We start from the raw sequence: 13,006 nt of genomic DNA, 5'->3' as shown, positions 1-13,006 counted from the left end.
ATTAATTCAATTCCTTTGCTAGATCTTCTTTTCCTAATTCAGTCATAAGCTGTTCTATTTCATCAGGAACCTTATAGCCTAATACATATTTATTTAATAATGTCATTCCGCCAAATATTATAAAGGATGTTGCAAGGGGAGCAATCAAGGCAATATCGGCCTCTAATTGCAGGCCCATTTTAGTCATAACAAATACTCCTAACCCACCTATCATAGAAGCTATAGCTGCCTTTGCATCTGCATACTTAAATTGGGGCAGTAAACCGAATAATAGTGGAATTGCTGTAGGTCCTAATAATGCTGCAAACCAAGTTAAAATCAAACCAGACACACCACCTAGTTGATCTCTGAACAGTGCTACTAAAATAGTTAATGATGTAAATGCAATGGTAGTAGCACGGGCGTAATATAGTGATTTTTTTTCTGTTAAATTTCTTAATTCTGGTTTAAATATAGGTAAAACGTCACGTGTTAATACGGCAGAAATTGTATTTGCATCTGAGGTACACATAGATAATGTATTGGCAAACATAGAAGCAAGTACTAGACCTATCATACCTACTGGTAAAAATTCATTTGTCAACATAGCATAAAGATTTGCTTCTGCTTCTCCTCGAGTTAGCCCTGGAAAAATTAGTGGCCCAGCCCACATTGGGAAGAATAAAATAAAAGGCCATACTAAATACAATGCACTAGATAAAAGGGCTGCATTTTTTGCTTGTTTATCATCTGGAGTTGCAATAAATCTTGCTGCTAGATTCCAAGTGCCACCACTATAACTAAAGAAGATTACAAAGAAATAAAGTAAAGTCCATGATAAAGATCCTTGACCTCGTCCTGCATTAAATATGGCAGTATTTGCATCTGGTAATTGAGAAAATACAGTGAAAAAGTTAAGACCTCGTGCTCCTAATTGTAGAAGAACTCCAAAGAATAGTGCCAAACCTGCTACAACTTGCACTACAAATTGTGCAAAATCTGTCCATAAATCAGCAACTAATCCTCCGATGGAGATATACACCAAGGATACTAAACTGGATACTACAATGCCTAACCAAATTGGAAGGCCAGTAAAACCATATAATAAAATACCCATTGAAGCCCATTTCGCTCCAACATCTAGCAACTTAACTACTATTCCAGAAATTGCAACAATTAATTGTGCTGAAGTATTATAGCGCATTCTTAAATATTCAGTAGGTGACTGAATACCTAGAGTCCTTCTTAAACGTGGCCACCTTGGTGCGATAATAATTGCACTTAAAGCCATGGCAACTGCAATATTTACTCCCCACCAGAAATAAATTGAAATGCCATGAGTATAGGCGATGCCAGCGTAGGCTACAAACACAACTCCTGAATAGCCCGATACATGATGAGATATACCAGATAACCACCATGGTATCTTTCCACCACCAACAAAGAAATCTTCCGAACTTTTAACAGAATTTAAAGACTTTAAACCAATAAATACCATAACTATAAAAAATAGTGCCACCATAGCATAGTCAAGCCAATGCATTGTCATAGATATACCCTCCTTTTAATTTGCTTTTTTTAACTTTTTAAGGCGTTGCTTTGCATAATAACTATTAAATTCCCTGTGCTTTGAGGTCTCTGCACCTCCTTCTAAGCCCTCAATATGCTTAATATATTTTTCAACATCATCTATGTGAAAATAGGATGTTAAAAACTCATCTAACTTGGCTTCTTGAACAGTTACATATCGATTCCAAAAAAACAAGTGACTTAGAAATAAAATTACCGTAAAAGAAGGTAAAATAAAATATAAAATAAAGGGGTTTAAATAGTTAGAAAGGTTAATTTTTATAAATAAGGACCATAATACAATTATAATGACCATTAAAATAGGAGTTACGAGGGTTAATATTATTTTTACTTGGCTCTTTGTTCGATATTTTTCAATTTCTCGACAAATAGCTATGTAAATAAAGGGCTCATTTTTATTCTTTAATAGACTCTCGTTGATAACAACCTTTAATTTTTCGCCTTCTTTTAAATATAGAGGGGAAAGAATTTCCACTATTCTTGGAAAAAATGGATATTTGTCAAAATCTTTAGAGGTAAAGTAACGTACATCATATTTTATAGGTAAGTGCGGCTTTATTTCTTTTAGATCTTTATATTCTTCTAAAGGCCTAGGTAGAAAGGTGAATTTTTTAACCAATTGATAAGTCGTCAATACCCCTACCATGAGTAAAGAGTAAAAAACTGTTTTTCTATTATAAGATAGTAATAAAGATAAAATAAAAATAACCGTAGTAAATGGAAGAATGCCTACTATATAATATTTATTAATATTATCTAACCTCATGAAACCCACCCCATCTCATGTAATGTTCAAAATTACACCTATTCTTGTGTATAAGTTTCTATAATTATAACTTGCTAATCATTGCTTATAATAAGGCAGCACAAGCTTCATCAATGTACATATTTACATTTTTAGTCCTTCTAAGTATAGATGCTGGACACACTTCACTAATCTCTCCTTTTAATGCTGAAGTTACAGCTTTTGCTTTATTAGCACTGGGTACAACACAAAAAATATACTTACAGTCTACCAATGCTGGTATTGTTAACGTAATAGCTTTTTGGGGTACATCTTCAATTGTTGGAAAACATCCATCATTAACCTGCTGAACCTTACAAGATTCTTCCAATTCTACTATCTTTACCAGTCTTTCATCCTGAAATTTTGCTACTCCAGGATCGTTAAATGCAATATGGCCATTTTCACCAATTCCCATAAATACAATATCTATAGGATTATGTTTTAATAGTTTTTCATATCGATTACATTCTTCTTGTGGATCTGCAAGCCCATTCAATAAATTTACAGACTTAAAAGGTACTTTATTGAAAATTTTAGTGTTTAAAAAATTAGTAAAGGACCTGCTGTTCTCCTGTGATAATCCAATATATTCATCCATGTGGTATCCATTTATTCTAGACCAATCAATTTTTGAATCTCCGAGTAAACTTTGTAAAAATTCATTTTGTGATGGTGCTGCCGCAAAAACGCAATTAATTTCTTTTTTTTCCCCTAATAATTCTATAATTTTCTCAGATGCCTCCCTAGCTGCAACTACACCCATATCCTCCCTCGTTTTAAAAATTTTTAAGTTAACCTCTCCATAATGTTGATTTCTCATTGTCTTGTCTCCTTTTCTATTTTTTTGACAGAATCTCTTTTTATAAGCGTCGGTTTCATAACAATATTGTTTGTTTCTATTTCCTTTCCCTCAATACGATCTAATAGCATCTTAGTTGCCAAAGTACCTGTTTCATAGGATGGCTGGTTGATGGTTGTCAGTGATGGAGTAATCATTGAGGAAATTGAAATATTATCAAAACCGATAATAGATACATCCTTTGGTACTTCAATTCCTTCACTAGTTAGCTCCCTAATAATGCCTATGGCTGTCATATCATTTATGGTAACTATAGCATCTGGTAAAACCTTGTCTTGTAGGAGCAATCGTGCTAGTGTCTTCCCATTTTCGTATTCAAATTCTCCACTATCATTTGTTCCTATCATGGAGGATATAATCACCCGTTTCGAATTATACATAATCCCATTAATCTTCAATGCTTGTTTGTAACCCTCTAGTATCATTTTTCTACTCTTTCTATCAATTGGTGCTGTTAAAAATGCAATATCTTTATGTCCACACTGAATTAAATAGTCTACTGCCATGTAACCACCTTTGCGAAAATCAAAGGATACGCTATCATATTGTAAATCTGTACGAGTTTGATCAAATAATACAACTTTTACATTTTTATCATGGGCTTCTATATTTAAAAAAGGATCATCTTTTCTAATAGTTGACATAACTATTCCAGCTACCTGTTTTTGAAAAAGTATATCTATATGTCTTTTTTCCATTTTGGGATTATTATAGGAACTACAAATAAGAGGGATATAGCCTCTATTTATACATTGTTTTTCTACTGCTGATACTAATTGTGCATAAAATGGATTTGTAACACTAGGAATAATTACTCCTATTTCTTTGCTAGAACCACCCTTGAGCATTTTTCCAAAAATATTAGGTTTATAATTAACTTCTTTAGATATTCCCAATATTTTTTGTCGAACTTCTTCTTTTACTGGGTAATCTGAATTGCTTAGTACACGAGATACGGTAGCAATGGAAACGTTAGCTAATTTTGCTATATCTGAGATAGTTGGCTTCTTTTTCATTTAAATCTCACCTTACATAATAGAATTGATTTTGTCATAGACACATAGTAAACGTTTACTATGATGTGCAAAAAATGTTTGCTATCACAAGCAATAATTTTGATAATATATAGTAAACGTTTACTATATATTATCAAAATATTCTTTATAAGTCAACTTATTTAATTATTTAAATTATTATAATAATTTAAAGGTCAATTGAAATAATTGTATTTTTTAATATTGAGACTTAAATTGAGTGTATCAATTTGTATGAATATTCCTCAAAATATAATATTTTACTTGCCAGTTATTATAATACCTCTATTAAGACTAGATATACTATAACAAAATAATTTTAGTGAGCTTTTATTAGATATAATTTCTACTTATGATTTGATAAAACATAATAATACATTATGATGACTTGCTATTTGTTGGTTAAATCTACAGTTAATAGTATCTATTTAAAGGTATAGTGAATTATAACTTTGCTTATGATCTATTAGCGATGAAGACGATTCATCTAAATAAAGATGCCAGTTATCATGTTGTTTTAGCATGGTTGCTGGAATTGTATTAGTTAAGTCACTTTCTAGAGTATCTTTTACTGCTTTTGCCTTTACTAAGTGTGGTACAGATGAGATAATTATTTTACTCTGCATAATTTGGTATACACTCATAGAGATTGCAGTTTTAGGGACATCTTCTATAATCTTAAACCACCCTTCTCTAACTTGTTGTTCTTTGCATTTGTCATCTAACTCAACTACAATATAGGCTTCTTTTGTGTCAAAGTCTGCAGGCGGATCATTAAAGGCTATATGGGCATTTTCGCCGATTCCTATTAAGGCCACGTCAATAGGCTGTTTTCTAATTTCCTCTGTTAGTAATTTTATTGTTTCTTTTATATCCCCTTCTCCATTTACTAAATGGGCCTTTTTAAGAGGAATACGTTGAACAAATCTTTCTTTTAAGTATTTACGAAAGCTTGCAATATGATTTTCTGGCAAGTTAACATATTCATCTAAATGAAACATTTCAACCTTTTTCCAGTCTATATCTTTTTTTATCAATGCACTAAGTGTTTCAAATTGTGAAGCTCCTGTTGATACTAGCAATCTAGCATATCCTTGCTCTGATATGGCCTTATTAAGCTCATCAGCAGCATGGGAAGCCGCCTTTTCTCCTAATTCTTGTGGATTTATAGATACGTATAATTTCATCTTACTACCTCCTTGATTTAATTTGAAAAATATATTTTAAAAAGACATTAACAAATACTTATGCCTTATCCATTATCAAATTTACATTTATATTTTGATAAGAACATATACCCCTTTAGAATACATTAAAAATCATTTGAACTAATCCAATTAATAGAGGTATAGTTGCTATAGATATAATCGTAGATAGTAATACACCTATAGCTGGATAAGTGGAATCGCCTTGAAATCTCTTTACAATAATAGGTGCGCTAGCCATACATGGCATAGCTGATTGAAGTAAAGAAACAACTACCACAATTTCATCGATAAACATAGTTTTTGATATAACGAATATGCAAAACGGTACCAAAATTAACTTTATTACTATTAATGCTATAACACTCTTGCTATGTTTTGTATCTTTAAAGTTCATTTGTTTTAACATCAACCCAATAAATATCATGGCAATAGGCGAAGCAATGTTTCCTAGGGATTCTATAAAAGTAAGAAATGCATTAGGTACCTCTATTTCTAATATGTTTATTAATATGCCTGCAATAATAGCTAGGATAAAAGGATTGCCAAGATTCTTTATGGTTTTTATAGTAAAAAGTTTGTTTGTGTTCTGTAATATATTTATACCAATACTCCATAAGATTATGTTCATGCCAAAATCAAAACAAACTGCCAACAGAAGACCTTCTTGGCCAAACAGCAACATTATTAATGGCAACCCAATAAAACCCGTATTGCCAAATGAAGAAGTAATTAGAAATGCTCCTCGATCTTCTTGCTGGATTTTTAGAAATCTTAACACACAAATTCCCAAAACTAATCCTATAAGTGCTGCTACTATTCCTAATACAAAGGTGTATACTGCTTGTTGAAATACTTCTTTAGAAAAGGTTGTAATAGTACTATATAGTATTAGTGCTGGCAGACATATGTCTACTACGATATTGGATAAATCATCTAAGCTGGTTTTCTTTATCCTTATTATATATCCAAGGGTTATCAACATAACCATGGAAATAAGATTGCTCAAAGCTTCATGCATTATACTATTCCTCAGTTTCTTATAGGATTTTTATACATTCTTAGAAAAAGAAATTTTAGCTTGGTATCACACCTAATTTAATTGTTATTTCAGTTCCTTTATTCTCACAGCTTTTAATTTCAATTCCATATTCATTTCCATAATATAGTTTTAACCGCTCATGTACATTGGAAATTCCTATCCCTATTTTTTCAGTATTTATACCTTCAAGTTTATTTCTTATTAGTTCTAGTTTATTAGAGTCTATTCCTTTGCCGTTATCAGCAATTGTAAAGTTTATGCTTTTTTCTTTTAAGCATGCTCTAATAGTTATTTTTCCATATTCTTCTAGGTCGGCAATGCCATGCTCAAGGCAATTTTCAATAATAGGCTGTAGGATAAATTTTATCATTTTGCACTTTAGAAGATTTTTAGGGACATTCCATGCTACTTCAAATTTATCGCCGTATCTCTTTTGTTGAATAAATAGATAATGCTTTAAACATTCTATTTCTTCCTCAACAGTAACCAAATCATTAGGGTTTTTTGAACTTCTTCTGAAAAGTTCACTCAAAGCCATAATCATATCAACTGCTTCAGTAGCATTATCAATTTCTGCCATCCATCTAATTGATTCTAGCGTATTGTATAAAAAATGTGGATTAATCTGTACTTGCAAAGCATTTAGCTCTGTTTCTCTTCTCTTTAGCTCTTGCTTTTGTTCTCTGACTTTGATTTGAGAAATTAGATATTGGGCTAAAATTATGGAAGAAATTATGCCGAAAACAATGCTTATAGCAACAACTGTCATACTTGAATTCCTCATAGGCTTCACCAAATTACTAAAATGCCATTGGGGGACATACGCAATTAAATTGAAATCTAGCTTAGGAAATTTTCTATAGTTATAATATCCTGTGGAGTAATAATCATTAATAAATAAATCTCCTAGAAAGTTTGTATCTAAAGCATCTATAATTTGTTGATTTTCAAACTCTCTCCCTAGATAAAATTCATTGGTGTGGGCTATAACATTATTATTTTTATCTAGTACGATAACTCGGTTTCTTTGACCGAAGTTATTATGAGTAATCGAGCTTGAGAAAACCTCTAAAGGTATTTCAATGACAATATACCCTACAACCTCACTTTTTTGCCAATTGTATATAATTTTTAAAGCACTTATGACTCTTTGATTTGTAATCCCGCTTATATGATAGGGGTGCCATTTCACTTGTAATCCGTTATAGGCCGTGCTATAGATATCGTATTCGCTAGAATTATATATTTGTTGCTTACCCTTATAAGAGACTAATCCTTCTAAATTTTGTGTTAAAAACAAGTCCCTATTTTTAACGTCTACAAAATAAATGTTACCAATTTTTTTATTTAGCCTAATAAAATCATTGAACACCAACGCTATGTCCATTTCCTCTGTTTCTTGTGTATAATTGCTGATTACCGTATTCCTTGATATATACTCTAGTTCATTTTCTATCCTAACAGTAAACTCATAAATTGAATGGTTTATATCAGACAACGCCTTGTAGTTACTTTCTATAATATGCTCTCTTGTATCCAATACATAATTGTTATAGGATAAAAACTGATTAAAGCTCATAGGTAAGATAATACATACAAAACAGATAATTAAGAATAAAATACCTATAGGATTTTGTTTAAAATTAAACAGTTTTTTTAAAGTTTTATCTCCCATTGCAACACCTGATTTCTAGCAAATTCCTTATTTTAGATGGTCTTTAATCCATTAAATTCGGTAAGAACATTACAACACCTGGAGCAAAAATAACTAGCAATAATACTGCAACCATAACTGCATAAAAAGGCAGCAAAGCTTTTATTGAATTCTCAATCTTTAACTTAGCTATAGCACAACCTACAAACAAAGATGTGCCTACAGGCGGTGTACATAAGCCTATACCTAGATTCAGCATCATCATGATTCCAAACTGGATAGGATCCATCCCAATCTCTATAGCCACAGGTAATAATATAGGGGTCAAAAGTAAAATCAATATGCCCATATCCATTAACATCCCTAATACCAATAATAATAGATTGATAAGCAGAATTATGACTATTCTATTGTCTGATATACCTAACAGAAGATTGGTTACCATTGTCGGTACTCTTAAATAAGCCAATAAAAAAGCAAACGCCGATGATGTTCCTATAATAGCTACAATAATTGATAAAGTCTGAACAGAATCTTTTAAGACCTTATACATTTTTTTAAGTCCCAACTCACGATAAACTAACCAAGTTACTATAAAGGCATATACAGTAGCAATAGCCGCTGATTCTGTCGCTGTAAAAATTCCAAACAATATACCACCCATGATAATAACAACAGTAAATAATCCAATCAAAGCATCTAAAATAATGCTTATCGATTCTTTAAGTGTATAGCTTTGTCCTTTAGGATAGTTTCTCTTTACTGCAATCCCATAGCTTAAAAACATGAGGGCAAGTCCAAGAATAATACCCGGGATATATCCACCAAGAAATAGTTTTCCTACCGATAAACCTCCAGCTGCTAAAGAATAATAAATGACATTTTGACTAGGGGGAATGATGACACCTTGTACGGAAGATGTTACGGTTACAGCTACTGAGTAGTCTTTATCATATCCATTTTCCTCCATCATTGGTATTAAGAAAGAACCAATTGATGAAACATCTGCTACAGAGGACCCAGATATTCCCCCAAAAAGCATACTTGCAAACACGTTTACTACTGCCATCCCCCCACGAATTTTTCCAACTAGTACATTAGAAAACTTAATTAATCGTTTGGATATTCCCCCTTCCGACATTATCTGACCCGCTACAATAAAGAAAGGTACTGCTAAAAAAGTAAAGCTGTTTAACCCGTTAACCATTCTTTGAAAAACCATAATTGTTGGAATGTCAAGATATATTGCTGTAACTATAGATGATATCCCCATAGCAAAAGCAATAGGAATTTTTAAAAACATCAGTAAAAAGAAGATTCCTAATAAAATTGTAATCCCTATTATTTCTACTGTCATTGTCTCACTTCTTTCTATAATAAATTAAATGAACATTATAATAATTCTTCAGTAGCATTAGTATTGCTTTTTAAAGTCAACTTCTCTTCTCTGTCTATTGATATATTTAATATCTGAAGTGTAGTATAAATTACCATCATAAACCCACAAATAATGAGTACTAAGTACATCATACCTTTATTAATCTGAGTAGCGGGAAGTCTTTGCATATTAGATATGTTGTAAAGGACGACTCCTTCCTTTATCATCAAAATTCCAAAACCACAAATAAGAACATCGCTAATTTTTTCTAAAATTCTCTGTATTCTAGGACTTAGTCTTGAAGACAATGCTTCTACAGTAATATGAGTCCTATCCTTCACACCATTTACTACTCCCAAATATCCAAACCAAATCATGAATAGTAAAGCTATCTCTTCAGACCAACTAGTAGGATTATTAAAAATTGATCGTAGAATGACTTGGTACACTGTTACTATAATCATCAATACTAGTAAAATCATTGATACGATTTCTAATGATTTATCTAAAAATCTTATCATTCTTTTTATTGAATTCATTAGCTTCACCTCTATTATTAATTAGATGCGACAATTTTGCCGCATCTAATAAGTTCTGATTTTATTGTAATGCTCTAATTCTTTCAATTATATCTTTATATTGTGGAAACTCTTCGTAAATTGGTTGTACAGCACTTTGGAATTCTGAAACATCTACTTCAATAATTTCCGTGCCTGCTTGCACTACATTATCCCTAGACTCTTCTTGGAATGCAAACATCAATTCTCTCTCATATAGTGCTGCTTCCCAAGCTGCTTCTTGAACTGCTTCTTGATGCTCTTTAGAAAGATTATCAAATGCTTGTTTATTCATTACTAACAAAGCTGGAGGGCTTAAGTGACCATCTAAAATATAATATTTTGCTACTTCATAGTGACTAGATGTATAATAACTCACGTAGTCATTTTCAGCTCCATCGATAACTCCAGTTTGCAATCCACTATATACTTCTCCATAATTCATAGGGGTAGGTGTAGCGCCTAACAATTCAGTCATTTTTATTGAAATCTGTGCGGGTTGAACTCTAATTTTCATTCCTTTTAGATCCTCTAAACTTCTAACAGGTTTCGTAGTATAGAAATGTCTTGTTCCTGCCTCCATATATCCAAAGCCTACTAGATTATACTGTTCCAAAGCATCTAATGCTTCCTGTCCAATTTCTCCATCTAAAACTCTATATTTATGATCATTATCTGCAAAAATATATGGTAGTGTAAAAACTCCCATTTCACTTGCAACTTCTGCTAATACAACAGAGTTTACTCTTGTGAATTCCACAATCCCTACCTGTGCTTGCTCAATGGTTTCTGGTTCTTGTCCTAATTGAGCACCGGTATAAACCTCTACTTTAATTTCACCATTAGTTTTTTCATCTAAAAGCTCTGCAAATTTATACATTGCAATTGATACAGGATTGTTATCTGGTTGATTTTCAGCTAACCTCATAATAATTGGTTGCTTATCTTTGCCTTCTCCTTCACTACTAGAGTCAGCGCTAGAATCTGTGCTAGTATTTTGACCACATGCTGTAAGAGAAACAATTAAAACTAAGCTAATTAATATTGAACTTAATTTTTTCCATCTGTTTTTCAATTTCCTTCCTCCTTTTTATAAATCAAAGTTTTTAATTGAATACAATTAAATAATACTTAATATTCAATCAAATGGAAACGTTTTATTTTTAGGCAGTGGTAACTTATTTTTTGATTTTGTAAAACAAACCTTTGTGCTAAATTATTTTAAAGAATTTTATCAAAACACTATTTTCATAAGTAAAGCTTACTTTAAAGGCATTGATATATCTCTTGGAGCTTCTCTAAATTGTGAAGGAGTTAGTCCAATATGTTTTTTGAAAAGTTTGTTAAAATATTTAGAATTTTTATATCCTATCTCATCGGATATTTGGTAGATTGGAGCTTTAGTATATTTTAATAAATGTTTAGCTTGTTTTAGTCTCAAATTAGTTAAGTAATTAATATAATTTGTCCCTGTTTCTTGCTTGAATATATGACTAAAGTAAGATGGATTCATATAAACTTCCTTAGCTACATCGTTCAACGATATATTTTTATTGTAATTCGCTTTTATATACTTCTTTGCTGTGTATATTGCATGCTTTGAAGCCATTAAGATTTGTTGATTAAATTCATCAGTAATTTTCGCTTCATCGCCCATTATTTTATCCCAGTAATTTTCATAGGTTTCTATCTTATCAATTGATTCAAGACTATTCAGTAAGTCAAAATTATTATTGGTTTCATTTGTTATAATTTTTCTAAAATCCGAAATAGATGTTAGGTTTTCTATTAAATTTATGTACTTTTCATATGCCTCTTGTAATTGTTGAATTTTTTTCTCCTGTTTTTCCTTCAAACTTATCTTCTTTACAATTTCTATAAATATATCAGTAATCTTTTCTATCTTAGTAGGTTTTAAAATGTAATTGTCTACATTATTTTTTAATGCTTCTTGTGCATATCGAAATTCACCATATCCACTATAAATCACAATTTCAACATCTAAGTTTTGTTGCCTAATATTTTTGATTAATTCTATTCCATTCATTTTAGGCATTTTAATATCCGTACAGATAATATTAGGTTTTACTTTTTTTATAGCCTTTAATGCCTCAACCCCATTTGTACTACTGTACACTTCATCTATACCTATCTCTTTCCATTTAATTTTATTAACTAATCCAGTACGAATGATTAGTTCATCATCGACAATTAAAAGTCTGTTCATACCGCTCCCCCCCAGTAAAATAATAAAATAAATTATTCATTAATTTTCCTGCTATAAATTTACCTATTATTTTTTAAAAAAACATAGATATGAAAAACAATTAATATCTTTTATGCACACACCAGTATTCTTATTTTACTAATTAATCATAAATTTCACAACTGTTGTTTAAAGTAATAGTATTTTTTAACAATTTATTGTATGTTTAATCTAAGTCTCAAAGATTCTATTTGTTTATATAATCATCTAGGTTTTTTTAAAATACAAACTCACAGGTCTCTGAATAAAATGAATAATATTTCCTTCTATATCTCTAAAAAATGCTGTTTTGATACCTTTTGCATTTTCTTTTAACTCTTCAATAATCTCTACATTGTGATTCAAAAGATTTTGGTATTCCTTCTCGATATTATCTGTATCGAAGGATAAATGACGAATTCCCTGATGTTTATTGCTTCTGACCTCACTATCATGATCAGCAGGATAAATTTCAATCATACTATTATCCTCCATCAGTAGAAAATAAGTAGGTTTTTCCTTTCTATTATCATATACAATTTTGAAATTAAATACCTTGACATACCAATCTTTTAATGCCACTGTATCTTTAGCACAAATACCTACATGCTCAAGGGTTAACATCTCGATCAGCTCCTTTAATGTTTTTTCTCTATACTAACAACAGCTTATCTAT

At 31.2% G+C, this 13,006-nt stretch carries 12 protein-coding genes; all 12 read right to left on the bottom strand.

Features of this window, described 5'->3' with window-relative positions; all coding sequences use genetic code 11:
• Window position 1: 1 nt before the first annotated feature.
• The 12 genes from BLS22_RS03060 to BLS22_RS03005 all read right to left on the bottom strand — a co-directional run bounded on the left by BLS22_RS03060 (window position 2) and on the right by BLS22_RS03005 (window position 12,954).
• Window positions 2–1,528 (bottom strand): sodium:solute symporter family protein, encoded by a 1,527-nt coding sequence (locus tag BLS22_RS03060; protein WP_244269442.1) that lies wholly within the window; start codon window positions 1,526–1,528, stop codon window positions 2–4.
• 15 nt (window positions 1,529–1,543) lie between these two features.
• Entirely contained in the window at window positions 1,544–2,335 is a 792-nt protein-coding gene (locus BLS22_RS03055; protein WP_090550149.1) for a hypothetical protein, read from the bottom strand.
• A gap of 85 nt (window positions 2,336–2,420) precedes the next feature.
• A complete protein-coding gene (locus BLS22_RS03050) occupies window positions 2,421–3,176 on the bottom strand; it encodes a glucosamine-6-phosphate deaminase (protein ID WP_090550146.1) in 756 nt (251 codons plus the stop codon).
• Window positions 3,173–4,231 carry a LacI family DNA-binding transcriptional regulator gene (locus BLS22_RS03045; RefSeq protein WP_090550143.1) on the bottom strand — a complete coding sequence of 353 codons (1,059 nt, stop codon included), beginning with the start codon at window positions 4,229–4,231 and terminating at the stop codon, window positions 3,173–3,175. The genes BLS22_RS03050 and BLS22_RS03045 overlap by 4 nt, the downstream gene beginning before the upstream one ends.
• Before the next feature lie 446 nt (window positions 4,232–4,677).
• Window positions 4,678–5,436 carry a glucosamine-6-phosphate deaminase gene (locus tag BLS22_RS03040; protein WP_090550139.1) on the bottom strand — a complete coding sequence of 253 codons (759 nt, stop codon included), beginning with the start codon at window positions 5,434–5,436 and terminating at the stop codon, window positions 4,678–4,680.
• A 115-nt stretch (window positions 5,437–5,551) separates the two neighbouring features.
• A complete protein-coding gene (locus BLS22_RS03035) occupies window positions 5,552–6,475 on the bottom strand; it encodes an AEC family transporter (RefSeq protein WP_090550136.1) in 924 nt (307 codons plus the stop codon).
• Window positions 6,476–6,530: 55 nt separating this feature from the next.
• On the bottom strand, window positions 6,531–8,171 hold the full coding sequence (locus tag BLS22_RS03030; protein ID WP_090550134.1) for a sensor histidine kinase: 1,641 nt from the start codon (window positions 8,169–8,171) through the stop codon (window positions 6,531–6,533).
• A 43-nt stretch (window positions 8,172–8,214) separates the two neighbouring features.
• Window positions 8,215–9,507 (bottom strand): TRAP transporter large permease, encoded by a 1,293-nt coding sequence (locus BLS22_RS03025; protein WP_090550131.1) that lies wholly within the window; start codon window positions 9,505–9,507, stop codon window positions 8,215–8,217.
• A 35-nt stretch (window positions 9,508–9,542) separates the two neighbouring features.
• A complete protein-coding gene (locus tag BLS22_RS03020) occupies window positions 9,543–10,067 on the bottom strand; it encodes a TRAP transporter small permease (protein WP_090550129.1) in 525 nt (174 codons plus the stop codon).
• 61 nt (window positions 10,068–10,128) lie between these two features.
• A complete protein-coding gene (locus tag BLS22_RS03015; RefSeq protein ID WP_208974654.1) occupies window positions 10,129–11,160 on the bottom strand; it encodes a TRAP transporter substrate-binding protein in 1,032 nt (343 codons plus the stop codon).
• A 186-nt stretch (window positions 11,161–11,346) separates the two neighbouring features.
• Window positions 11,347–12,312 (bottom strand): response regulator transcription factor, encoded by a 966-nt coding sequence (locus tag BLS22_RS03010; protein WP_090550127.1) that lies wholly within the window; start codon window positions 12,310–12,312, stop codon window positions 11,347–11,349.
• A 246-nt stretch (window positions 12,313–12,558) separates the two neighbouring features.
• On the bottom strand, window positions 12,559–12,954 hold the full coding sequence (locus tag BLS22_RS03005; protein WP_090550124.1) for a VOC family protein: 396 nt from the start codon (window positions 12,952–12,954) through the stop codon (window positions 12,559–12,561).
• Window positions 12,955–13,006 lie beyond the last annotated feature (52 nt).

It is taken from the genome of Natronincola ferrireducens (assembly GCF_900100845.1).
Lineage (GTDB): Bacteria > Bacillota > Clostridia > Peptostreptococcales > Natronincolaceae > Natronincola_B > Natronincola_B ferrireducens.
This window is presented reverse-complemented; position numbering and strand designations above follow the sequence as displayed.